This window comes from Paenibacillus sp. GM2FR (genome assembly GCF_002803325.1).
Classification (GTDB): Bacteria; Bacillota; Bacilli; order Paenibacillales; family Paenibacillaceae; genus Paenibacillus_AQ; species Paenibacillus_AQ lautus.
The window spans coordinates 2,131,229-2,155,007 of sequence record NZ_MKZM01000008.1 but is presented as its reverse complement, the minus strand read 5'-3'; the positions used below and the strand labels follow the sequence as shown (position 1 = coordinate 2,155,007).

At 47.4% G+C, this 23,779-nt stretch carries 19 protein-coding genes; 14 read left to right on the top strand and 5 right to left on the bottom strand.

What is annotated here, in order from left to right; all coding sequences use genetic code 11:
- Positions 1 to 130: 130 nt before the first annotated feature.
- From PAEVO_RS09745 to PAEVO_RS09730, 4 genes are all read left to right on the top strand, one after another.
- Positions 131 to 610, top strand: a complete 480-nt coding sequence (locus PAEVO_RS09745) for a GyrI-like domain-containing protein (RefSeq protein WP_100537362.1) — start codon at positions 131 to 133, stop codon at positions 608 to 610.
- A 12-nt stretch (positions 611 to 622) separates the two neighbouring features.
- Positions 623 to 1,111 (top strand): phage tail protein, encoded by a 489-nt coding sequence (locus PAEVO_RS09740; protein ID WP_100537361.1) that lies wholly within the window; start codon positions 623 to 625, stop codon positions 1,109 to 1,111.
- Positions 1,104 to 1,529 (top strand): DoxX family protein, encoded by a 426-nt coding sequence (locus PAEVO_RS09735; RefSeq protein ID WP_100537360.1) that lies wholly within the window; start codon positions 1,104 to 1,106, stop codon positions 1,527 to 1,529. Before PAEVO_RS09740 ends, PAEVO_RS09735 begins: the two co-directional genes overlap by 8 nt.
- A 382-nt stretch (positions 1,530 to 1,911) precedes the next feature.
- Entirely contained in the window at positions 1,912 to 2,274 is a 363-nt protein-coding gene (locus tag PAEVO_RS09730; RefSeq protein WP_100537359.1) for a hypothetical protein, read from the top strand.
- Between the two features lie 305 nt (positions 2,275 to 2,579).
- Here PAEVO_RS09730 and PAEVO_RS09725 read toward each other — a convergent pair whose 3' ends face one another.
- Positions 2,580 to 3,095: a hypothetical protein gene (locus PAEVO_RS09725; RefSeq protein WP_133120321.1), complete on the bottom strand. Its 516-nt coding sequence runs from the start codon at positions 3,093 to 3,095 to the stop codon at positions 2,580 to 2,582.
- Positions 3,096 to 3,631: 536 nt separating this feature from the next.
- On the opposite strand from PAEVO_RS09725, the gene PAEVO_RS09720 reads away from it, so the two are divergent.
- The 4 genes from PAEVO_RS09720 to PAEVO_RS09705 all read left to right on the top strand — a co-directional run bounded on the left by PAEVO_RS09720 (position 3,632) and on the right by PAEVO_RS09705 (position 8,406).
- Positions 3,632 to 4,621: an ABC transporter permease gene (locus PAEVO_RS09720; protein ID WP_100537357.1), complete on the top strand. Its 990-nt coding sequence runs from the start codon at positions 3,632 to 3,634 to the stop codon at positions 4,619 to 4,621.
- 16 nt (positions 4,622 to 4,637) lie between these two features.
- Complete coding sequence (locus PAEVO_RS09715; protein ID WP_100537356.1) at positions 4,638 to 5,549, top strand: carbohydrate ABC transporter permease; 912 nt, start codon at positions 4,638 to 4,640, stop codon at positions 5,547 to 5,549.
- Positions 5,550 to 5,600: 51 nt separating this feature from the next.
- Positions 5,601 to 7,217, top strand: a complete 1,617-nt coding sequence (locus PAEVO_RS09710; RefSeq protein WP_100537355.1) for an extracellular solute-binding protein — start codon at positions 5,601 to 5,603, stop codon at positions 7,215 to 7,217.
- Positions 7,218 to 7,389: 172 nt separating this feature from the next.
- On the top strand, positions 7,390 to 8,406 hold the full coding sequence (locus PAEVO_RS09705; RefSeq protein WP_100537354.1) for a glycoside hydrolase family 130 protein: 1,017 nt from the start codon (positions 7,390 to 7,392) through the stop codon (positions 8,404 to 8,406).
- A gap of 67 nt (positions 8,407 to 8,473) precedes the next feature.
- Here PAEVO_RS09705 and PAEVO_RS09700 read toward each other — a convergent pair whose 3' ends face one another.
- Positions 8,474 to 10,798 carry a helix-turn-helix domain-containing protein gene (locus tag PAEVO_RS09700; protein ID WP_100537353.1) on the bottom strand — a complete coding sequence of 775 codons (2,325 nt, stop codon included), beginning with the start codon at positions 10,796 to 10,798 and terminating at the stop codon, positions 8,474 to 8,476.
- A gap of 190 nt (positions 10,799 to 10,988) precedes the next feature.
- Complete coding sequence (locus tag PAEVO_RS09695) at positions 10,989 to 11,918, bottom strand: LysR family transcriptional regulator (protein ID WP_100537352.1); 930 nt, start codon at positions 11,916 to 11,918, stop codon at positions 10,989 to 10,991.
- Between the two features lie 130 nt (positions 11,919 to 12,048).
- On the opposite strand from PAEVO_RS09695, the gene PAEVO_RS09690 reads away from it, so the two are divergent.
- Together PAEVO_RS09690 and PAEVO_RS09685 are read left to right on the top strand one after the other, a co-directional pair.
- Positions 12,049 to 13,140 carry a polysaccharide deacetylase family protein gene (locus tag PAEVO_RS09690; protein WP_100537351.1) on the top strand — a complete coding sequence of 364 codons (1,092 nt, stop codon included), beginning with the start codon at positions 12,049 to 12,051 and terminating at the stop codon, positions 13,138 to 13,140.
- 124 nt (positions 13,141 to 13,264) lie between these two features.
- Positions 13,265 to 14,506 (top strand): YbfB/YjiJ family MFS transporter, encoded by a 1,242-nt coding sequence (locus PAEVO_RS09685; protein WP_100537350.1) that lies wholly within the window; start codon positions 13,265 to 13,267, stop codon positions 14,504 to 14,506.
- A 96-nt stretch (positions 14,507 to 14,602) separates the two neighbouring features.
- Here PAEVO_RS09685 and PAEVO_RS09680 read toward each other — a convergent pair whose 3' ends face one another.
- Together PAEVO_RS09680 and PAEVO_RS09675 are read right to left on the bottom strand one after the other, a co-directional pair.
- Complete coding sequence (locus PAEVO_RS09680; protein ID WP_100537349.1) at positions 14,603 to 17,209, bottom strand: GH116 family glycosyl-hydrolase; 2,607 nt, start codon at positions 17,207 to 17,209, stop codon at positions 14,603 to 14,605.
- Positions 17,210 to 17,401: 192 nt separating this feature from the next.
- A complete protein-coding gene (locus PAEVO_RS09675; RefSeq protein ID WP_165789644.1) occupies positions 17,402 to 18,388 on the bottom strand; it encodes a LacI family DNA-binding transcriptional regulator in 987 nt (328 codons plus the stop codon).
- 185 nt (positions 18,389 to 18,573) lie between these two features.
- On the opposite strand from PAEVO_RS09675, the gene PAEVO_RS09670 reads away from it, so the two are divergent.
- From PAEVO_RS09670 to PAEVO_RS09655, 4 genes are all read left to right on the top strand, one after another.
- On the top strand, positions 18,574 to 19,512 hold the full coding sequence (locus PAEVO_RS09670; RefSeq protein ID WP_207797462.1) for an ABC transporter permease: 939 nt from the start codon (positions 18,574 to 18,576) through the stop codon (positions 19,510 to 19,512).
- A gap of 14 nt (positions 19,513 to 19,526) precedes the next feature.
- Positions 19,527 to 20,417: a carbohydrate ABC transporter permease gene (locus PAEVO_RS09665; protein WP_100537347.1), complete on the top strand. Its 891-nt coding sequence runs from the start codon at positions 19,527 to 19,529 to the stop codon at positions 20,415 to 20,417.
- A gap of 21 nt (positions 20,418 to 20,438) precedes the next feature.
- Positions 20,439 to 22,013, top strand: coding sequence for a type 2 periplasmic-binding domain-containing protein (locus tag PAEVO_RS09660; protein WP_100537346.1), 1,575 nt, complete (start codon positions 20,439 to 20,441; stop codon positions 22,011 to 22,013).
- A 543-nt stretch (positions 22,014 to 22,556) separates the two neighbouring features.
- Positions 22,557 to 23,705: an enolase C-terminal domain-like protein gene (locus PAEVO_RS09655; protein ID WP_100537345.1), complete on the top strand. Its 1,149-nt coding sequence runs from the start codon at positions 22,557 to 22,559 to the stop codon at positions 23,703 to 23,705.
- Positions 23,706 to 23,779: the final 74 nt, after the last annotated feature.

Genomic DNA, 23,779 nt, shown 5'->3' with positions numbered 1-23,779 from the left:
CGCATGATGATATTGATCCGTATGACCTTTTTTCATCGACTCCATAAACAGTATCACTTTTTGACATGATTTAAGAATATGATAAACCCATCAAGTAAAAAGAAATCTAAAGAAGAGGCAGGGATTGAATATGACAAATTATACGCTTGAGGAAAAAGACAGCTTTATCGTATTAGGAATTGGAACGGAGCTTCAGAGCGATTATACAGACTATGCTGGCATAAGCAAGGAGAAGGCCGACTTTTGGGAGGCCGTGAAACAAGATGGAAGGCTGGACACGTTAAAGGCCATCGCTGCAAATGACTACATTTTTGCCGTAAACGAAGCGGTGAATAACAAGATGATGTACTACGCTGGGGTTGTGACAGAGGAATCGGTACCCGAAGCAACCCGCGTTATCCAATTTCCTAAAGGGGAATACCTCGTTGTAAAAGGGGAAGGGAAGTCGGCTGATGAGTTGAGTAATAAACTTGCTGGCATTGCCTTTGGTCAAGTATTGCCGGAAGCCAAGAATTTCGCCTATGTCGGCGGGCCAAATGCAACGGTTGAGATGGGGCAGCGAAACGGCCTCGCATTTGGGGAAATGTGGATTCCCGTTGTCAGGAAATAAGGAGGGATGAACATGTCGAATATCGTTGATTTTAAAAATGTGTCTACGGTTGGTTTAGAATCTTCACCCGTAGCAGATGCGCTTGCTGGGTTACGAGCGAATGAATCCCGTTACTTTATGAACAAATATAAGCATGAATTTACGGTTGTACCCGCCAGCGAGAGTCAGGAGACCCTTGAATATGTGAACCGAATATTGAAAGAAGAACGACATCTTGAGTTTGCGGCTAAACCGTTAGAAACGTCGCGCTTTCAAGTGGATAACATCCAATTTGCCTATGTATTTTATGAGAATGGTTTAGGACTCAATGTCATGTATACGGTGGATGACCCGAAGAAGCGGGCCGTTGGTTTTAAGCTTTCGGAGGGGATGGAGGTACCAGAGGAGTTAGAAGGGAAGTTTAAGTTTGCCAGGCAGAAGTCGAAATTAGCCGGAACCATTCGGGGCTCGTTCTTTGTAATGAAGAGAACTTATATTGATGAGGTGGAAACTAATGAATAAGATGATCGGTGTGGAAACAACGATGAAAGTAAATGCCCGTCCGCTCGGAAAAATGGTAACTTATTGGACAGTCACAGTGCTACTCGCAGCAGCTATGATGTTAAGTGGTATCGGACAACTGATGCAATTTGGAGGAAACCTCGAGTTGGTGACGAATCTGGGCTACCCATTATACGTCCTGACCATTCTCGGGATTTGGAAAGTGCTTGGAGCCATCGCTCTTGTCGTGCCAGGTTTACCTCGACTCAAAGAATGGGTTCACGCTGGTATCCTCTTTTTAATGACGGGTGCGGCATTATCCCATGCATTTGCTAACGATTATGGTGATTACGGGTTTAATCTGATCCTCCCGCTTTCATACGCTGCACTAAATATCTTCTCGTGGGCGCTGCGGCCACCGAAGAGCCGCTTACAATAAGGAGACGGAGAACGTTCACGGCGATCTCTTCGTACTACCAACAATTTCTCTTGTCCCAAAAGATTTATTGGTGGGGGGGCTATGAGCGAGAACAACCAAAGATATAAACAATGAAAGCCGCATAAGTTGCGGTTTTTTTGTTTTAAGTAGATAAGTTTTTGTCATTGAGTCATGACCAACCATCTTAAGAGAAAACATTAAAGTACAACGATAATCTTTTTATATTGATATTAGGGATATCAAGGGTATGCCAGCTTTATCTTTGCACTTGCATACATGTTGTACACTTATATTGGAAACGAAAGCTCAGGAGTGGGTGCAGCGGCCTTTGGATTTCGCACTTACGTTCAGTACAAATACATAACAAGTGAGGTTTGAAAAAATGAAAGCTGTTAGCCCAGAACGCCAAACATTGTTGATAAAATCGATGCAGTCCACTTTAAGCAAACTCGAAAAAACCTATAAGAATATGATTGAGAAAGGATCAAATGCAACCCTGGCTAAGAAACGGCTGGATGCAGTGAAAATCGCCTTAGATAGTCTAGAAAATGCTTGGTATGGAACAGAATTTTCATACGAGAAGGAAAACATCCTTGAAGCCCGAAATGTCATAGTTGATATTCTTCCATCTGTTGAAAAACAGTATGGTCACGCTAAAGAAGGTAGTCCTCAAAAAACGTTACTTGAAAGACGCATTGCTTCTATTGAAGCAGCTATAGAAGCACTTGATGCCCACACCCAATAAATTCCATGAGAAATTCTGGCTAGTAGAAATGCACTGCCTAAAGTAGCCGTGAGAGGGTTTCGAAAATGTGATTAAAGGTAGCTGGGCTTCGGGATGGCGGTGTCAGACGACATGAATGAGATGAATAGGTTCAAACCGTACCTAGATGTTACCTAGATGTTTGTACAGAGGTATCCCTATTAAGATTATGATGTGGAGTCATTCAATTAAAGCATATTAAAGACCAACTCTAATGATAAGTTGGTCTATTAATATGCTAATGAGAGTATTCACAATGACTTAGTTATCATTTCAATCCCGGTTGTTTAATCCCAAAACTTCACAGAACCGGATCCGCTGAAGCTTTCATAAACGTAAAATTCTGCCTTCTTGTTGTCCCCGTCGACATAGTTGCTCATTCCCCGATAGATCAGTGTGTCGCCAGGGTACAGAAAGTATTCATAGCCAGTCACAATTTCGTCGGTATTGCTGCCCGGATCATATTCCCGCAGCTGATACCAGGCCCCGCCGCCCGGACCGCTCTCAACCTGGAACTTGAAATCACCGCCGCCAGAGTGAACGTAGTTTGCCGGGTTTTGTGAGGAAACCGTTGAGAGTTTACCGAGGTAATCCCACTCGCCTGCTCCCATCGGGGTGACGACATCCCCGTTGGCACGAATAATCGTGATGTTAGGGGTAGATTCAACATTTCCTTCCACAGCTCTGGATTCCAATTCGGGTTCGGCGGCTAACATCGTGGAGACGGGAGCCGCGACTATAAGCGTCAGGGTGGCCAACATAACGCGCAACCAACCGACACCCATTTTTTTTCGATCCTTCACATTCATCGTCCTCCTTATTATTTCAATGTATAAAATCAGAGATAATGTAACACACCTAGAATGTCATAACAACCAAAAATTACTAAAAATGATTTAATTATAAAAAAATGCAACTATATGTCTAAGTCTTAGGTCTCTCTATGCCTGGTCTGATGACTCAGCATATTGTTGACGTGACACCACCTAGGATCTATACATCGTTCGATCTGGCAGGTTCATTAGGATTATCCTACGGGCTCGGGCAGCTAGATGGAGCGCAATATGTAACTTATGAAACTTGATAATAGGTTCATATGTTACATATTTTCCAGATCGTATATGAGCATGGATCGCGACAATTTGGATGAGAAAAAAATGATAGCAGCGGGATTTCGCCGGACAGACGGATGACAATGCACATCTTACACATTTACGATATCATGCTGTCTTCTCTACACTTTGGAATGTAAGCGTTACCTGTTATTCACTGAAACGTGATGTACGTGAGTGAACCAGATAACCTGACATGAATCGATAGGTAAGAGAGGAGGGGAAACATGAGGGGAAGAAGACTACTTGCTGTGATATCCGGAAGACGTTCCATCCATCGCGAAACGAAGCCGCCTAATCCAGGTGTAAACCAAACGTCCCTTGGTAAAAGAATCAGGGTGAACTGGGAACTCTATCTGTTCTTGGTGCCGGCCTTACTGTATTTCCTTGTATTTCACTATGCGCCGATGTATGGTATCCAGATTGCCTTTAAGAACTTTATCCCTAGCAAAGGAATCATGGACAGCCCATGGGTGGGCTTCGATCATTTCGAGCGTTTCTTCAATTCCTACTATTTCTGGGATCTGCTCTGGAATACGTTCAGCCTCAGCTTCTACGAGCTGTTAATCGGGTTTCCGCTGCCGATCATCCTGGCGCTCGCTTTTAACGAAATCCGGACGGGTCCTTTCAAGAAAATCGTCCAGACCGTTACGTATGCGCCTCATTTTATATCCGTTGTTGTCATGGCGGGTATGATTATTACCTTTTTATCGCCGTCCACAGGCATACTGATCCAATTTATCAAATGGATGGGCATCGATGCGCCAAACTTTCTGTCGGATCCGGCTTGGTTCAAGACCGTATACGTTCTGTCCGGGGTCTGGCAAAGCACCGGATGGGGGACCATTATCTATCTGGCTGCGCTATCCGGTGTCGATCCCCAGCAGCATGAAGCCGCGATAGTGGATGGAGCGAGTCGTTTCAAACGATTGTTGCACATCAACCTGCCGGCCATACTCCCGACGATCACCATTTTGTTGATTTTGAACATGGGCAATATTCTTACGATTGGCTTCGAAAAAATACTGCTGCTGCAAAACTCACTGAATATGGAGTCTTCCGATGTCATTTCAACTTATGTTTACCGAACCGGTCTGGTAGACGCGCAGTACAGCTTCTCGACAGCCGTTGGCCTGTTCAACTCCGTTATCAACGTCATTCTAATGGTAACGGTCAACCGGATTGCTAGACGCACCAGCGAGAACAGCCTATGGTAGAAAGGAGGGAATTACATTGGTTACCGCAATGAAGGAATCGAAGTGGGACAAGATTTTTCTTGGCAGCGTCTATGTCTATTTATCCATTGCTCTGATTGTTGTTCTGTATCCGCTCATTTATATTCTCAGCGCATCGATCAGCAGCCCGCAGCAGGTGAATTCCGGTGCGATGTGGCTGTTTCCCAAAGAGATTACCTGGGCCGGATACCAGCTGGTCTTCGAAAACCCGAAGATTTGGAACGGATATCTGAACACGATCGTTTATACTGGGATAGGTACGCTATTGAACCTGGCCGTGACACTGCCTGCAGCCTATGCACTCAGCAGGTCAGATTTGGTCGGTCGTCAACTGTTCTTGGGATTTATTCTGTTCACGATGTTTTTTACCGGGGGGCTTGTGCCAACGTATCTCGTCGTCCGGAATTTGGGGCTGATCAACTCGATGGGGGCGCTCATTCTTCCCGTAGCAGCATCGGTATGGAATATCATCGTTGCCCGGACATTCTTCCAGTCGACGATCCCGAAGGAACTGCAGGAAGCGGCATATATGGACGGCTGTACCAACCTGAAGCTGTTCGCCCGCATTATTCTGCCGCTGTCCGCGCCGATTATTGCAGTCATGGCATTGTTTTATGGAGTCAGTCACTGGAACAGCTATTTTCCGGCTCTGATCTATCTCAACGATGAGAGCAAGTATCCTCTGCAGATGGTACTACGGCAAATTTTGGTTCTTCAGGAAATGACGGCGGAAACGACTGGTGCCGGAATCAGCGGGGATGCGGCCAGGGCAATGAATTCCAAAGCCGAAACCGCATCCCTGATCAAATACGGGGTTATCGTCGTATCGACGCTGCCGATTGTGGCTCTCTATCCTTTTTTACAGCGTTACTTTGTTCAAGGGGTCATGATCGGTTCTGTAAAAGGATAATGTAAGCGTTTTATCAAAAAGAGTTTGAGTATTCAAAGGGAGGAAACATGAATGAAGATGACAAGCAAACCGTGGAAGCTGGTGTTGACGGGCATGACAGTCCTGTCCCTGCTCGCCGGATGCAGTTCGGCCAGCGATACGAATTCTACCGGAACGAAGTCAACAGAAGCAGCCGCTGTGAATAAAGAAGGCTTCCCGATTATGAATGAACCGATTACGCTGACCATGATGGCACCTGATGTCGGTGTTCAGAACTGGAAGGATATGGTGGTGCTGCAGCAGATGGAGGAAAAGACAGGCATTTCATTCCGGTACTTGAACGCACCGAAGGATAGTTTTGACACGAAGAAGAACCTCGTATTTGCCAGCGGCGATTACCCGGATGTCTTCTATGCTGCAGGCTTGACGGCGGCTGAACAGATGAACTATGGCGAGCAGGGAATTCTGATCCCGCTTGAGGAGCTTATCGAGGAATATGCTCCGAACTTCAAGGCGCTGATGGACGAGATTCCGGAGATCCGTAAATCCATTACGGCTCCGGATGGACATATCTACTCCTTGCCTGCGGTCGATTTAAGCCAGCACTGGTATCGGAACCCGCTGTGGTACAACGGTGATTTCCTGGAGGCCCTGAATATCGACAAGCTTCCGGAGACGACCGAGGAGCTCTATACCTTCCTGAAGCGGGTAAAAGAAGAGGATCCGAACGGCAATGGAGTTGCCGATGAAATCCCGATCTCTTCCGTATCGACGGCGACGACCAATGCTCGGGATATTCGTACTTGGCTTCTTGGCGCTTTCGGCGTCTATGAAGACGAAATTTATGTAGACGATGAGGATGTTGTTCATTATACCCCGATAGAAGAGGGCTTCAGAGAGTATCTGGTCTATATGAACCGTCTATGGAAAGAGGATCTGCTCGACCACGAAAGCTATTCGCAAACCGCAGAACAGAAAAAGGCCAAGGCACAGAACAATCAGGTGGCCCTGTTCTCCGACTGGCATGCCTACATGACCAAAGGCGGGGAACCGTCCACCCAAGATCCGATGTTTGCTCCGGTGAAGAGCGATTTGGTAGACAAGCCGGCCATCGCAAAGAACAGAGGGATTACGACAGGGGCTTTTGCCATCTCGGTTACCAATCCCGCCCCTGAAGCATCGATGCGTTGGGTGGACTACCTTTACTCTTATGAAGGATCGCTCTTTTTCAACAAAGGACCAGAAGGCATGCTGTGGGAGTACACGGATGAAGCCAATCGTGTGAAGCGCTATCTGCCTGTTCCGGACGGCATGGAAATGGAGGATTACCGTGCGACTTTGACGCCAAACTACGGCATTCCGGCTCCTACCATCAACACGGACGATATCAATAAAGGATTAAAGACCGACTTTGATCTGTGGGTTGAAAAAGAAACGAAGGAAAAGCTGCTTGATCGCGGAGCCAGACCCCCGTTCCCTGCCTTGTTCCTTACCGTTGAAGAGCAAACCGAGATCAACAGTCTGAACTCGGATCTGAGCACGTATGTACAACAGATGGAGGCCAAATTCGTTACTGGAGCAGAACCATTGTCCAATTGGGACAACTACCTGAACACAATGAAGAAAATGGGTGCTGACCGGGTCGTCGAAATCTATCAAGGTGCATATGACCGCTGGAAGTCGAGCTAAACATAAAATTGTGTTTAACCGAAAGGTGCCTACAAACTGAAGCACTTGAGATGACAGAAGCTTTTAAGGAAAAGGTGGCCTGGAGAGGTGGGATGCCTGCTTCAGGCGTACCTATGAATGCAAGAAGGCCTGATTCAATCCTGAAGATCATGCAAATGTGGAGGCATAGCCTATGAAAATTACGAGACATCCGAGCAATCCGATCGTCGTTCCGGGAAAATACGACTGGCGTAAAGTCACCGTATTCAATCCTGCGGTTATTATAGACAACGGCAAGTTTTACATGATCGAACGTACCGCAGGCTCGCTAACGCCTTGCAAGAATGTTTTGGGACTGCTCGAGAGTGAAGACGGAGTGAATTTTACGCACGTGAAAGACGAGCCGATCGTGACGCCTGACATGCTGGGCTTTCCATATGGAAGCGTCCAGGACCCGCGGATTGTCAAAATGGACGGCACGTACTATTTAAACTATGCCCTTAGGCCATGCGCCATGAGTTACTATCCGACAGGAGCGGGCATACCGGAGCGGTCGATTCCGAAATATCCGGACGGCTGGGGGGAGGAGGAAGGCCACTGGCTCACTCGCTCTTCGATTCTAAAGTCGGACAATCTGATCGACTGGGAATTCGTTGCCGATACGACACCGCTCAACATCAATGACCGTGACAACATTTTGTTCCCTGAGAAGATTAACGGAAAATATGTATTGCTGCGCCGTCCGGAGGAATACGTGGGTGCTGCTTACGGAACGGACAGCGCTGCGATATGGATTACGTACTCCGAGGATCTGGTTCATTGGGAAGAGCCGAAACTTCTGGCCAAGGCCGAGAATCCTTCTTGGGAATCCAGGAAAATCGGCGGAGCAACGCCACCTGTGCGAACCGATAAAGGCTGGCTGGTCCTTTACCACGGCGTTGATGATCAGGTCGTTTACCGTGTTGGGGCGATGCTTCTTGACCTGAACAACCCTGAGAAGGTCATAGCAAGAACGAAGACTTTCATTATGGAACCGGAAACCTATTATGAGAAATTCGGTTATCAAATTCCGAATGTGGTGTTCCCGACAGGAAACGTGGTCAAAGACGGCCTGCTCTATATCTATTATGGTGTCACCGACACTGCAATTGCACTGGCTACCGTGCCGGTCGATGAGTTGGTAGAGCATATCTTGAACGAACCACAGTGAGTGAAGCGTGAGTGAAGTAGAAACAGAAGGGCCCTTTTGAGACATAGTCTCCTAAAGGGCCTTTCTGTTAGATATCCAGCCTGTTCGAGTGATGTTGTTTGCGGTACTGACCGGGCGTAAGCCCGGTTTCTTTCTTGAATTTGCGGATGAAATTGGGTGCATCCAGGTAGCCCACCTGTTCGATGATTTCCTTCAGGGGAGCGCTTGTCGTCACAAGCAGCCGAATGACTTCCTCCGTACGCCTCTTCCAGATATACTGGGAGAAACTGATCCCGGTCTTCTCTTTAAAGCTGCGGCTCAAGTAAGAGGTAGAGACGGAAAATTTAAGGGCAACATGCTCCAGGCTGAGCGTATAGTCGGCAAACTGCTGATTCACATAATGTACGATATCATCGATCAGTTTAGGCGCTGCTTGCTCATGGTTACGCTCAACCTTCTCGCAAACCTCTGCCGTCAGCGACAACAGCTTATCCTCAAATTCCTCCAGCGTTTCAAACGACGTATAGTCCGAGATGTTGCTGAATACTTCGTTCATTCCGACCTCAGAGGCGGACCGAAGCAGTGCGTTCAGCAGATCGAAGCAAATGCAGCGCAGCAGATGAATCTGCAGCGGTTCGCTCCGGATGGTCTCCATCATCTCGGCGATCATCTGCACAGCCACCGACTCGTTGCCTTGCTTTAGGCTTTGCTCCAGCTTGAGCAGCGACTTTCTTGGAAGCCACACGCCTTTGGCGACAGGATAATTCTGCTCAGCCAACTGGTCGAAATAGGTGATACGGCTGCTGCCAACCATTCGGTGCTCCAGAGCGGTTGCGGCTTCGATGAAGGATTGGTTCAGTTGCCCCAAATCCCGGTAAGGCGTACCTACGCCCATGCTCGGATCGAGCCGAGTGTTCTCGGTGATCAATGCCTGGACCGCATGAATAATCTGCTCCATCCGGATTTTCAGCAAATCTTGACCAGGGTCAGGAAGGGATACAATCAGCGCAAATTGATTGTCGGCTGAGAATTCAACGCCATAAATATTTGCTTGAAGCCCTGATGGTTCAGCATAGCTGAGAATTTCATGCACCTGTTGACGATCATGCTGAACTTCCTCCGCCGCATCGTTTTCTTCCCAGGACAGAATCACACAGAAATAAATGACTTGTTCTTGAGGAGGTTCCAGCCCAACTCCGGCGATCATTCGCTCGATTTCGGGATCATCCGGCTTGCCGTGCTTCAGTAGAAGCAGCATGCATTGGTTGCGCACGAAGGGCTCCTGCATATCGATTCGGGCACTGTAATCATGAAGGGTCTGACGAATCCATTCCCATTCATTGCGCGTTTTTGGCTCTGGGGTATCATTGACTCTGAGCTTGGCGAATTCCATCAAATCCTTAATCGGGTGATACTGGCGTTTAGCCAGCACAAAAGCGGCGAGCACTCCGGTTATGACTGCGATGCCAAACACCAGCAGAATGAGCGTCTGTACATGAGCGACCCGGCCGAAGAACTGGTAGCTTGGCATGATGGTCATGTAGTTCCATCCATTCTCCCGGGATTTGACGGATACGACGGAATACTTGTCATTGTTCAGGGAGAGATTGTGTATGCCGGCATCAAGCGCAGCCAATGTCCCTAGATGCTCTTGAGACAGGGATACGCCGTGATTGTTGGCTGTTAGCACTTCATCCTTTTGATTGAAAATATAGCTGCTCCCGGTGAAATCACTAAGAATGGAATCCATGACCCCGGTAAGATTGGACTCTTTCACCATATATATGACACTTCCGTAGGGATAGGGGGCATTTGGCTTAATGGGTACGATTACGGTCAGCATCGCCTCCTGTCTAGAGCTGTTGATCGTAACATTCTCGGCAGGGCGTATTACCATCTGATTTGTTTCGTTCAGAGCAAGGATGACATCTTCCAAACTCCAATTCTCATAACGATAATAGGAATCGAACGCAACGTTAACATTTGTCAGACCGCGGTAAGAATAGACAACTGGGTCGTTATGATAGTATAAAAAGATGTCTTCAATGATGCTGCTGTTTGCCTTATAATTAGCCAAAGCTTGAATGGCTTCAACTCTATAATAAGAATCACGAACCATATAAGGGGTTAAACGTCTGTCATAAGCGATTCGGCCGGAAATCTCCCGAAGCTCTGCGATACGAGAGTCGATGGTCATTTTCATCTGATTCAATTGATTAATGTTGGATTGTTCAATCTCGGAACGAAGCCCGTTGACAGCGCTATCATAAACAAAAATCGTTACCCCCGTCAGGGGAATCAGGAAGATCAGAATATAAGACAGCACGTATCTTAAGAGCAGTTTCGACTTAAAGTGATTCCAGTTTATTTGGAAAGTGGATACGATGAATGATTTGAGCTTGTGAATTGTCATTTGGGTAAATCCTCCATTGTATGCTTTCATGTCATGCGAAAATCCGATTTCATCAACAACAACGATTTGCCGACTAAAACATTATATCATTATAATGATTTAATTCCGTGAAATATTAAAAATAAATAGAGATCCAAAAGGACCTCCATAAATCCATAATACATTTTTCTGCTATTCTTTATCATAGATGTTAAGTCCCCGTCTTTTTCCCTTCAGGCCCTGTCGAATTTTGTAGCGTGTTGGGTTCACGGATGCCCCTAATTGCTTCCATTAACCATAATGCTGCCTTGCCTAGGAGGTTTTTGTCTTTATAAGCGATGCCTATCGTGATGACAGGATTCAAATCGGTTATAGGTCTTATGACGATGGAGCCTTCCTGTTCCAGACCGCTGTAAATCGGAACAATCCCGATGCCGAGCTCTGCCTTAACCATTTGTTGAATGACAAAGAAGCTTCCAACCTCCATACAAGAAAACAGGTATTGCCCCGACTCACAAATCGCCGTTTCCCAAAGCTCTCGATAGATACAAGTCGGTTCTTTGACTAGAATGGTATGCCCCGCGAGGTCGCTCGCCGAGATACTATCTCGATCGGCTAATGGGTGATTCGTATGTAACATGATTCCTAATCTTTCCTCGATCAGCGGCTCAAACTCGAGCATGAGCTTCGAAGGGGGGGCCGAGCAAACACCAAAATCCAATTCGCCGGCCCGAACCCTCTCCGCTATGGATCTGCTGCCGCCTACTTCCATCGTTAACTCCACTTTCGGTCGAGTCTTGTAAAAATCAGCAACAACGGTCGCTAACTGCTGGCTTGCGACGGGCTCAATAGCGGCAAAACGCACCGAGCCGTTATCTCCCGAAGCAATATCCGAGACGGTCTGCCTCATGGCTTCGATGGATTTCAGTAAAACCGCTGCCTCATGATGGAGCCATCGGCCGGCTTCGGTCACGATCACACGTTTTCCGTCGCGCACGAATAAAGAAACCCCAAGATCAGCTTCTAGACGTTGAATTTGAAGGGTTACCGTAGAGGGAGCATATTGGAGTTCCTCTGCGGCTTTCAGAAAATGTCCAAGACGCACGCAAGCCTCGAAGGTCTTTAAAGCTCGAAGATCCATTGTCATCACCTTTGTTTAAGTTATTCGAACCATTTATTCATATTATTCAATTTTACAAAACATTACCGGGATTTTACAATAGGTTCAAGTGGTATCATGGTGGAAAGATATCACAGAAGGGAGTTTTACAATGTCAAATTTGGTCATTACCCGCGGCAATCCGGCGGTTTCTCACTGGGCCTTTACGTTTGATGACGGTCCTATGCGGATTCCTGTTGATGCATGGCTGGATGCCTTGGAGCAGGGAGGCGCCTACGGGACGTTTTTTCTAACAGGAGAATGGTTCGATAGGTTCCCGGCGAAAGCAAGAGAAATGATAGCCAGGGGCCATGAGCTTACAACGCATACCTACCATCACCGCAGAATGGCAGATGTGACCAAGGCCGTATTCTTCGAAGAGCTGAAGTTGGCTGAGCTCGCTTATCAAGAAGCAACGGGAAGGCCGGTTCCGACCTTCATGCGTTTTCCTTATGCCTCTTATCGGGAAGAGAATTTGGAATGGCTCCGGGAGTGGAGCTATCTGGTCATCGAGGGGGAGGACACCGTCGACTGGTCGGGACCGCCAAGCGGGCAGCTTGTGGAACGGGTGATACCTAAGCTGGATCATGGGTCCATTTTAATGTTTCATGCCAATGAAATCGCCAAAGAGACGCCGCAGGCCGTTAAATCGCTTGTACACCATACTCACGCCAAAGGTCTTGATATGGTTACGGTATCCGAACTACTTCATGCTGATGGCATCAGGGCAGGCGAACGCAGCTGGCAAGTCCGCTTCAAACCGACTCTCCAAAATTCTTTCCATAGTGAGCAGTGGAAGCGGGTAGACGGGGAAGATGAATTGCGGAAGCTGGCTGCCGATTCACTTGAATGGGGGAACCCGAAAGCCCCGACAGGGACCGGCGCCTATAGCAAATGGCTGCAAGCGCTCTCCATGCAGGTCCAGTCGGATGGCGAAACACGTTTTGTCGCCCGCAGCTTTGCCGACCAGCACTGGGCATATGTGCGTGCTTCGGTCCGCGGCGGTGTGCTTGTGCTGGAGGACTTCGCTACGAAGGAAGCCCATGCGGATGCGTTGACATATATCCTGCAATGGGCGGCTCACGAGGCATCAACCTTGGGTTGCGAATGGGTTACCAGCACTCAGGACATGCGCCGTATTCACAAGCTGTGTGAACAGCTGGGCATCGAAGCGGAGATTGTTTTGCAGGAAAGCAGCGGCTAACATATGTCCAGTAAAGCTAAAAATACAACCACAATGATATGACTCAGGTTTAACAAAGATCGCGTAAATGGTTAGTGAGCTATATAAATGGACCGCCTTATTATTTTGGGGGAAGATGGGGGATATGGGGACAAAATCCGCATTTAATTGGATTACTCTATGGGCATCGTTATTGTTTGTTGTCATACTCGGTTTTTCCAGGCTTTCCTACGGCATGTTTTTGCCTGGAATCCAGAGGGTCATCGGGGGGAGCTACGGACAGTTGGGTATACTCGGCACCGTCAACTTTATCGGTTATTTTGTCGGGACATTGTGTCTTTCTCCTTTGATCTCGCGGTTTCCAGACCACAAGCATGTCATGAATCGGATGACGTGTTTATGGCTCGGACTAACTTTGATCGGCTCGGCATTTAGTGATCATTTTATCGGGCTTGGGCTTTGGCGGTTCGCCAGTGGATTGTTATCAGCCTTCGCTACCGTGTTAGTCCTGTCCATTGCAATGGATGCCGTTCGACCGGCGGAACGAGGAGTGGCATCGGGCCTTATATGGCTGGGCGGATCTGCCGGCATTTTAGTGACGGGTTTATTCGCCCCCTATACCATAGATCCTTCACACTTGCAGGGGTGGCGATATGCATGGGTGATCATGGGCGTATTCGGTTTAATTGCCGCAGTGGGTTTCGAGTTCGTTGTTACCAGAGAGAGGCGAACCGAAAAAATACCCGCACCGACCGATTCGGAGCCACGGGAGCAAAAAAGCGAAAATGTGTATCGTCTCCTGTTGAACCCAAACAAGCTCCTGTTCCTAATTGCTTCTTATTTCTTCTTCGGCTCAGGATACATCATCTATTTTACGTATTTGATTCCCTATCTGGTGAGCAAAGGCATTCCGTCACTCTATGCCGGGCTGATCTGGTCTGGAATCGGATTTGCGGGTTTGTTTAACGGATGGATCGGAGGCAGAGCCATTGACCGATGGCCGAGCGGGTACACGCTTGCGTCGGGATTAGCCTTGGGGACAATCGGTGTGAGTGGGGTAACCACTAATAATATGTTAATTACTGTGCTTGGAGCCACCACGATCGGGCTGGTTTCCTTTATTACCCCGCCGCTGATGACAACTGCACTTCTTCGTCGTCATGTCCCTCACCATGCGTATGCGTCTTGCCTTAGCATAGCCACTGCCTTTTTTGCCGCTGGACAAATTATCGGTCCGATCGTTGGAGGCGTGGGGGTCGAACAGTTCGGTTTGCAATTCGGCGTGGCATCCAGCGCAATCTTTATGGCGATTGCCGCTGTGCTCGCTGGTTTGTATGGACAACAGCAACGAAAGCTTGAGATCCGTGATTTGCCTATTCGTGGTTGAAAAAAATAAGTAATGACGAGCTAGAGGAGGAGGGGGAGCCCCTTCTCCTATTCACCTAGTACCAGACCGCTTTAACTGAAACTGATAGTCACTCGTCTATCCGAGCTTAATAACCAACGAATGCCCGGCATTTATCCGAACGGTTGAAGAGAAAACGAGCACTCCTTCGTCCCAGTTGCAGTCAAGGACTTCCGTGCCGTCTAATGAAATCCCGTTTACATTCTGCCCTTTCATAAACGGCAAGTTCAGGCAACGTATCTCCAGTTCCCCGTAAAGCAGGCTCAGTTCGATCCGGTCGTTCTTCCGCACGAATGTTCCCCAGCCTGAATCCAGCGACCAGAAGCAGCGGAAATATACTTCCCCGGTTATGGGCTGAAAGCCGATCCTTTTCTCTTTCATGTCGTATTCGAATCCGCTGAAAGCGAGCAGCAGCGCATAGCTGGCCATCGATCGGGCATAGTTGCTTCCGCATTCGAACTCGTTCCACGGATTCCGCCGTTCACCATCGTACCGGTCGCGGATCGCTTCAACGATCTCCATGCCTTCGGCGACCATTCCTTCCTGAATCATATGAATGGCCGCCTGATATTCGAAGCCGTTCATCGTTTCCGTCGAGTAGGTGAGTGGAACGGTCGGTTTCACAGTGCCTTCCGGCCATGTACAAATCATTAAGCCTGCCTCGTCGTTCAAGCTGTACAAGCGCCATGGGTTGAATACGTTTCGCATGCTTTTTTTGAAGTTGTGGCGGTAGATGGATGCGAGGGACTTCCGGGTCTGTTCCGGATCGAAAATCTCACCCAAACCGCACAGGTTGGCGTGCCACTGGGCCAGCACCTGGTCGATAACGCAGCCGTCCGCCACCTGATACTTGATTTCCTTCGCTTCGTCGTTCCAATAATCCCGCACAGCGCTTTCGTCGTATTTCTCCAGTACGGACCGATCCTTCAAATCGACGGTTTGGACATAATAATGGCCGTTAAATAAATGTTCGTCCGTCCATGTTTTCCCCTTGGAAAAAAGCGCCAAGTATTGTTCGGCCGCGTCCGTTTCTCCCAAATGACGGGCCATTTCAGCGCCTGCCTTAAGCGCGGTGAGATAAAATCCGTTCAGCCAGGCGTTTGGTCCGTACAGTTCCATATCGAGAGTATGATGCTGCCTGCCCTCCAGCACGCCGTCCCGGTCGGCGTCCCAGCCGTCCTCGTTCGTATCGGCCCAAGCAAATTCGATCGACTTTTTGACGGCCGGCCATATCGATTTCAGCCATGCCGTATCGCCGGAAATCTTCCAGTCGCGGTACGCTTTGATCACGCCGCCGAACTGGCCGTCAGCACACGCCCGGAAGTCCGATGTCGATCTGCCGAGCGGAAGCTGCAGTCGGAAGGCCATTTTGCCGTCTTCTCGGATGTTGTACTTGAAATCCAGATCGCGCATGGATCGCTCCAACTTCGGAAAAAGAAACGGCAGGGCATAGGCGTAATTCCACACGTGGGTACAGGAGCCTTCGCAGCAGCCCTCATTGCAGATGCAGCCTTCGAAGCCGTAAAACGATCCGTCCGGTAGCCGCAGGCAGGTCGGCGATTTCAGGATCGAAATGTTGGCCGAAACGGCGTCGAGCGCGGCGGGAGGGAGACTGGACGAGTACAACGCATCCTTGAACAGCTTCGTTTCGCCGTACAACCGCTCCCAATGCTCGAGCGCGTAGGCCGCGCTTTTGGTGGAATCAGAAAATAGCGTTGCGTAATAATTTTTCCACGTTGCGGGTTGCGATGGCTTGCAATCGTCGTCGCTGCAGCCGCAAGATTCCGGATGCCAATAATTGTGGCAGTTCGGGAAGCTCCAGGTGATCACGAAGCGGACGTTATTCTTTTCCCCTGGCTTCAGCACGAAGTGCGCGGCGAGGGAGCAGACGTCACCACCTTTACCTTTTGTCGCGGCCGGGTCGTAAGTACGGTTCGTAAATCGGGCCGCCTCGGTGAAGTCCCTCCAGAACATCTCCAGATTATCGAACCAGCCGCCGCGATACCAATACTCCTGATAGCTGACTACTTCCGCATCCGTTGCAATGGACAGGTCGCCGAATTCGGGGGCGCTGAAATCAGGGCCGCGGGACGACAGTTTGATCAGCTGAATACTGCCATTCCTCGCATAACGGTGATAACGTTTATGATCTTGCATCGGATTCGTCAGCGAAAGATTGACCGTATATGTAACCGTCCGGTCAGTCGTATTATGCAGCGCGATGTCAAAAAACGCACCGGGAATGCTCGAATCTTTGTCGTTAAGCGGAATGAACGGATTAAAAGCCGTCAGCTCCACCGTGCCCGGGAAACAATCGTCGGCTGCCTGAAGACGGGCAAACGGAAACTCGCCGATAAAGCGTGTATGCTGAAAATGGGGGACACCCGCCAGCGTCGCCTGGTTGGGCCCGAAGCCGTAACCGCCGTGTTTTCTCGTTTGGATGTTGCCGGTGTAAGAAGGCAACAGATCGCCGTTCAGCACACGGGCGTCGAGAAGTTCGCCGTCCGCTTCAGCTTTCACCGCAAAAAAGCTGAACCCGTTCTCGCTTTGCTTGTTCGGCCGGTTGAAAATCTCCCAGTCGATCAAACGGCCGTTTCCGGCAAGACCGATGCAGCCTGTTCCAATGCCTCCAAGCGGAAACGAAATTTCTTTTGTTTTGGAGCCTTCATAAATAAATCTGCTCATCGCCGCATATCTCCTTTTTTGAACAGGAAATGGTTTGTTCCGTTCACGTGAACGACTCTATCTTAGCATAGGCAAATAACCTTGTGAACTGTTATTCGTTCACGTGCACGGAATTGCTATGCTCACTGAGCCTCACTTTTGAGAGTCTAGGTTGCGGCAGTCCATAGCAGCTTTATTGGTGAATCGAGGGGATCAACACGATTCGCCCTCGATAATTTGATGCTCAACGAGCGTAGTCAGCGGCACTTGCCGGCCTTCAATTTGTCCGATCAGACAGTCGATGATCCGGTTGCCGATGGTTTCCAAGGAGTACGATATCGTCGATAAGGCAGGGGAAATATATTTGAGCGTTTCGATATTGTCGAATCCCATCAGTCCGACATCCTCTGGCACGCGAACCCCGTTTTGCTTCAAGTGGAGCCAAATTTTCAGCGCGTATTTGTCGCTTGTGCAGAAAATGGCTTTACGTTTGCCGCCCTGCGCAAGAAGCTTGTCGATCTCTTCGATATATCCTTTATGGCCGATGACATGGGACTTGAGATGGCCAGCCTTTTTCAGTGCATCCTGAAAGCCCGCGAATCGTTGTTCCACGGCATAAACGTTCGTAATTCCGCGAAGAGACAAGGGGGGACTGACATAAATGATTTCCTCATAGCCTTTAGCGGTGAGCATTGCAATCGCGTCGCGGACGGCCTTCCGGTCGTCGATCCATACGTACGGCACAGTCTTGGAGACCCGGTTGCCAAATGTGACGACTGGAATATTCAATCGCTGAATAAATTGCTCGAAGGCCGCACCCGTGTTGACCGATAATAGAATAATGCCGTCCACCTTCCGGTCCGCCAAATGATTCAGGCATTCCTGTTCGATGTCCGGATTTTTGCTCGTGAGCGTCAGATTAAGGAAGTAGCCCGCTTCCCTTGCCCGCGATTCGACGGCATTGATAAGCTGCGGAAACAGCTGATTATTGATATCGAAAATGACCGTCCCGATCGACATCGTTTTGCCTTTGACGAGGCTTTGGGCTAGAAAATGAGGCCGGTAGCCCAACTGCGAGGCCGTTTCCAGAATTTTTTGCTTTGTAGCCTCATTCACTCCCGGCCGGTTATTCAGCGCTCGGTCGACGGTCCCTCTGGAAACGCCGCATATCTCTGCAATTTCTTTGCTTGTAATATTCATCCCATTCACCTTTGACATAAAAATGTATTTCTTTCTGCATGTTACTATACCATTATTCCGTATCCAAAGTAAAAGAAAAAAGGAGTCGTTCACGTGAACGAAAAAAGTATTTACCAAAATGGAATGTCATGTTAGACTGAAATCGTTCACGTGAACGGTGGTTATTAGGAAGGTGGGCGATAGGCTTGAAACTTGTTAATGCAGGTGTTCATCACAAAAAGAAAGGACTGCTTGCCGATTGCATCAAGCACAGAAATCTTTTATTTATGATTTTGCCCGGTATACTCTTCTTTTTAATCTTTAAGTATGCGCCAATGTACGGAATACAAATTGCGTTCAGAGATTTTAAGTTCAACAAAGGTATTACAGGAAGTACATGGGTAGGGCTGCAGCATTTTTACGACTTATTCGCGCGCCCGAGCTTCAAAGAAGTATTTGTTAACACGCTACAAATAAGTACGCTTAAACTTATTTTCGGATTTCCTGCTCCCATTATTTTCGCCTTACTCTTAAATGAACTCAGATTGGTTAAATTCAAAAAAGCAGTTCAAACCATCAGTTATCTTCCACACTTCGTTTCATGGGTAATCCTTGGCGGTCTATTCCTACAGTTACTTTCACCAACTACAGGTCCTCTAAATATATTGCTCAAGGAATTGGGGATGAAGCCTATATATTTCTTAGGGGATAATGGATGGTTTGTGAGCACGTTGGTTGTTACAAGCATTTGGAAAAGTATTGGCTGGAGCTCGATCGTTTACCTTGCGGCTATTGCGGGGACCAACTCCGAACTGTATGAAGCAGGTAGTCTTGATGGTTGCAACCGCTTTCAGCTTGCCAGGTATATAACAATCCCAGCCATCATGCCGATCGTTACCATTATGTTCATTTTTGCTGTTGGCGGCATCGTTGCAGACGATTTTGATCAGATTTTCAACCTCTATTCTCCAGCTGTATATAAAGTTGGCGATGTGCTTGGTACCTACACCTATCGAAATGGAATCGAAGGCATGGATTATAGTTTTGCAACGGCAGTGGGGCTGTTTACCAATATTGTATCTTTGATCATGCTTTTCGCTGCTAATTATTTTGCGAAAAAATTCAGCGAATACGGAATTTGGTAAAGGAAGTGGGCAAAATGAACAGTTCTAACCGAATAAAGAAGAGCATCGGAGAGCATGTTTTTGATTCTCTCAATGTCGTATTCATGATGGTATTGTGTTTTACTACAATTTATCCATTCTTGTATCTGCTCTCTCTATCCTTAAGCAGTGGGAACATCTCATTAACGAAAATCCACTTGTTCCCTCCAGAGTTTTCGCTTGCAAATTATGAAAGCGTTTTAAGCTATGGATATATAAAAACGGGTTTTATGAATTCGGTTATGCGTGTTGTTCTTGGAACAGCGTTAGAACTGTTTTTTTGTTTACTTACGGCTTACCCGCTTGCAAAAAAATATCTTCCCTTGAGGAATTCATGGACCGGAATCATTGTATTTACGATGTTTTTTAGCGGGGGGCTAATTCCAAGCTATATTCTCATAAGAGAACTGCATTTAATGAACTCAATATGGGCGTTAGTTCTTCCCAATCTGATTCCCGCTTTCTCGATGATTCTGATTCGAAATTATATCATGTCACTTCCTGATAGTATCGAGGAGTCGGCAAAGATAGACGGTGCAAGTGAATTTACCATTCTTTATAAAATCATTGCGCCAATGATTACTCCAATTCTTGCGACCGTTGCATTGTGGTCAATTGTCGGACACTGGAATGCATGGTTTGACTCGCTTCTATATTCAACGTCTCCCGAGAAGCAAGTATTACAAGTTGTTATGCGAAACATTATTCAACAGGGGGATGTAACTTTAGAAGCCGGTTCAACCTCCACAGTGCTCTCTGGCAGCGTTAATCCAACAACAATAAAGGCTGCTACGATCATGATCACTTCGTTACCCGTAATCGCCATTTATCCTTTTTTACAAAAGTATTTTGTTAAAGGGATTATGGTTGGTTCTTTAAAGGGATAAAAATTAAGGGGAGTGAAACGTATGAATAATTTAGTGGCGCTAAAAAAGAGCATGGTACTTATTCTTTGTGCTGCAATGCTGGCATCGTTCACAGCTTGCAATAATAATGAAGTAAACAAAAGGGCAAACGAAGAAGCATCAAATTCGTCAGAATCCGCAACTCCAAACGTTGATAAGAAAATAAACATTTCTTGGGTGGGCTGGAGCAGTCCTGTTCATGACAAAGGTGAAATTGTCAAAGAAATTGAAGAAAAATTCAACGTTGACATTCACATGGTAGATGCTAGTGATGGAACCGCATTTGACGTCAAAATCGCAGCTGGAGAAGTTCCCGATGTCTTTCCGCTTGACTTCTCAAAATACCAAAAATTCATTGATGATGAAATTGTAGGTGAAATTCCATATGAGTCAATTGAAAAATATGCCCCGAATTTATACCAAGCTTATCAAACGGAAGTACCAACCTATATGGATTTGACGAAGATGGGTGACAAAAACTATGGACTCGTTGTACCTAATCCAGAAAGCGGGAACTTTAGGCCGCTTGTTGTTTGGAGAGGTGATTGGCTTGAAAATGTAGGCATCACAAAGGTTCCAGAATCATTATCTGAGTTTGAAGATGCCATGTATAAATTCACAAACAATGACCCCGATAAGAATGGAAAAAAAGATACGTACGGTTTGTCTGAATCGATGATGCAAACCGTTTATGGCGCATACGGTTATCTTCCAACTTCATGGACAAGAAAAGATGGAAAGCTCGTTTACGGCGCTGTTCAACCTGAAATGAAAGAAGCCTTGAAAGTTTTGGCAAAGTGGTACAGGGACGGTGTGCTTACGCCAGAATTTATCAATGGCGAGAATAAGGGAGGAGACTGGTCGATCGCTACTGATTTTGTTAACGGTATTATCGGTGTAACCAGCTATGCGGATTATCTGTACTGGAAACCAGCACAATCAGCCGGCGATCGAGAGGGTTCTAACATTATGGAAATGAGAAAAACAATGCCGGATGCTGTTGACAAGCTTGTCTACGGCAAACCTGTCGCGGGTCCGAACGGTAAGAAAGGTCTTCAAATGAGAAATTCGCTCCAAGGCAGATTTATTGTATTCGGTAAGCAAGTGGAGAAAGATCTGGATAAGCAGGCTCGTATCTTAAGTATTTTGGATTACTCCTCATCTACTTATGAAGGTTATATGCTTACTCGTTACGGCAAGGAGGGCGTACATTACAACATGAAAGATGGATACCCTGAGGCGATCGCGCCTTACTCTGATTGGAATGAAATCGTTAAAATTGGCGGCGGAGCAACGTTCAATAATGCAATTTGGCTGCCGTCCATCATTCAGAAGGTTAACCGTGAATACGCTTGGGGCAAGGCGCTTGGAACTCTCCAAAGTGACGGTATTATGAATGAAGTCATCTTACCGCTACCATCCGCTTCAAAATATCAAGCGGAAATTGACAAAATCAGGTCAGAAGCCTATGTAGATATGATTACGGGGAAAAAACCAATCGACTACTTCGACACATTTGTTGCAAACTGGAGAGCGGCAGGCGGAAGTGTTCTTGAAGAAGAAGCAGCAGCAAAATAGTTAGTAGTCAAGCCGTGGCATCAACAAGGGTTGTTTCTTCCGGAACAGCCGGGTGCCGATTTCTTCTGGTGGGGGACTGGTTCTGGTCATAGACGACGTATCTTGTTCTTCCTAGTGTAAAGAAAAAATTATCCTTACAATTTATAACTAAATAGGAACGATCGATGGCAGCCGTTCAAAACAATCGGCGTTTGTCGGACGACAAGAGCATATAGACATTGAAAGCCGCATAAGTTGCGGTTTTTTTGTTTTTAACACAGTCGAGTTCCGGAGTTTTGAACCACAAAAAGCCGGATTCATGGATCAAATCTAGAGCAACACATTATCGAAAATTTAACTAACCGTGCACACGAGGCGGATTGTGTTGGGGACAGTGGGAAACAGCAACTGATATTGGCAAAAGTGGATCAATTCAACTTTTATTAAGGATTCCCAATTGATGAGGAATTTTCTTATCCACTAACAGTATAATTCTATAATATGGTATTCTACTTACGAATCAAATCGGGACATGAAACCGTCGAATCGGTTAAGGAGGATCCTATGAACATTACGGGTATGCAATCTGATTGGAAAGTGGAAAAAATCGAATTCGCGAGGTTAACGGGAGAGCGAGCCAGAAGCGCCGGGGCCAATGGCCGAATCGGCATTCATGGCAAAGGCTGCACAGTGGATATCGCGAGAATTACGATCGATGGACAAACAGGTTACGGTAACTCGATTCATATAACACCGGAATGGGCCGAAGATCTAATAGGTCGCCGATTGCTTGACTTATTCGATGATCGGGGCAGACTGCGCGAAGCGTATCGTTTGCAATTGGAATATCCCGTGTTCGATTGGTTAGGAAAGAGACTAGGCAAACCAGTGTATGACTTGGTGTCGGGTGCCCATTTGGAAAAGGGAGTCCCATTGGTTGTACCCTGCTATGATACCTCTTTATACTTCGACGATTTGCATTTGCCCGATGAGAAGACCGCAGTCGCGTTGATGAAAGAAGAAGCGATGCAAGGTTATGCGAAGGGCCAACGTCATTTTAAGATTAAGGTTGGCCGAGGCGGACGCCATATGCCACTCTGGGAAGGGACGAAACGAGATATCGCAATCGTTCAAGGGATCTCCGAAGTGGCAGGTCCCGCAGGCAAGATCATGATCGATGCGAATAATGCATATAATTTGAACTTAACCAAAGAGGTCTTGGCGGCTTTGGCGGATGTGAATCTGTATTGGCTGGAAGAAGCGTTCCATGAGGATGAAGCCTTATACGAGGACCTGAAGGAATGGCTCCGGCAACGTGGGCAGAATGTGCTCATCGCGGATGGGGAAGGGCTTGCATCCCCCCATCTTATTGAGTGGGCGACCCGCGGCCGTGTCGATGTGCTGCAGTATGATATCATCTGGCCCGGTTTCACGCATTGGATGGAGTTAGGCGAGAAGTTGGATGCCCATGGTTTGCGGTCTGCGCCTCATTGTTACGGCAATGCTTATGGTATTTACGCGTCAGGACATTTGTCAGCCGCAGTGCGGAACTTCGAATTTGTGGAATATGACGACATTACAATTGAAGGAATGGATGTATCAGGCTATCGTATCGAAAACGGAGAGATTCATATTCCGGCCACGCCTGGTTTCGGAATCGTCTTCGACGATGAACTTGTAACTAACCTTGTAAAGCGATCCGGCTGGTCCTGAGGAGCCGTTAATAAGCCAGAGAATATAATGATGCTGGACTACAAATTTCTGTTATATTATGGATAAGCGCTGTT

What these genes read in the sequence shown, in the direction of transcription:
- PAEVO_RS09735 (WP_100537360.1), top strand. Translation starts at nt 1,104, where the DNA reads ATGAATAAGATGATCGGTGTGGAAACAACGATGAAAGTAAATGCCCGT.
- PAEVO_RS09655 (WP_100537345.1), top strand. Translation starts at nt 22,557, where the DNA reads ATGAACATTACGGGTATGCAATCTGATTGGAAAGTGGAAAAAATCGAA.
- PAEVO_RS09700 (WP_100537353.1), bottom strand. Translation starts at nt 10,798, where the DNA reads ATGACAATTCACAAGCTCAAATCATTCATCGTATCCACTTTCCAAATA.
- PAEVO_RS09690 (WP_100537351.1), top strand. Translation starts at nt 12,049, where the DNA reads ATGTCAAATTTGGTCATTACCCGCGGCAATCCGGCGGTTTCTCACTGG.
- PAEVO_RS09675 (WP_165789644.1), bottom strand. Translation starts at nt 18,388, where the DNA reads ATGAATATTACAAGCAAAGAAATTGCAGAGATATGCGGCGTTTCCAGA.
- PAEVO_RS09710 (WP_100537355.1), top strand. Translation starts at nt 5,601, where the DNA reads ATGAAGATGACAAGCAAACCGTGGAAGCTGGTGTTGACGGGCATGACA.
- PAEVO_RS09720 (WP_100537357.1), top strand. Translation starts at nt 3,632, where the DNA reads ATGAGGGGAAGAAGACTACTTGCTGTGATATCCGGAAGACGTTCCATC.
- PAEVO_RS09685 (WP_100537350.1), top strand. Translation starts at nt 13,265, where the DNA reads ATGGGGACAAAATCCGCATTTAATTGGATTACTCTATGGGCATCGTTA.
- PAEVO_RS09730 (WP_100537359.1), top strand. Translation starts at nt 1,912, where the DNA reads ATGAAAGCTGTTAGCCCAGAACGCCAAACATTGTTGATAAAATCGATG.
- PAEVO_RS09705 (WP_100537354.1), top strand. Translation starts at nt 7,390, where the DNA reads ATGAAAATTACGAGACATCCGAGCAATCCGATCGTCGTTCCGGGAAAA.
- PAEVO_RS09695 (WP_100537352.1), bottom strand. Translation starts at nt 11,918, where the DNA reads ATGGATCTTCGAGCTTTAAAGACCTTCGAGGCTTGCGTGCGTCTTGGA.
- PAEVO_RS09665 (WP_100537347.1), top strand. Translation starts at nt 19,527, where the DNA reads ATGAACAGTTCTAACCGAATAAAGAAGAGCATCGGAGAGCATGTTTTT.
- PAEVO_RS09745 (WP_100537362.1), top strand. Translation starts at nt 131, where the DNA reads ATGACAAATTATACGCTTGAGGAAAAAGACAGCTTTATCGTATTAGGA.
- PAEVO_RS09740 (WP_100537361.1), top strand. Translation starts at nt 623, where the DNA reads ATGTCGAATATCGTTGATTTTAAAAATGTGTCTACGGTTGGTTTAGAA.
- PAEVO_RS09680 (WP_100537349.1), bottom strand. Translation starts at nt 17,209, where the DNA reads ATGAGCAGATTTATTTATGAAGGCTCCAAAACAAAAGAAATTTCGTTT.
- PAEVO_RS09660 (WP_100537346.1), top strand. Translation starts at nt 20,439, where the DNA reads ATGAATAATTTAGTGGCGCTAAAAAAGAGCATGGTACTTATTCTTTGT.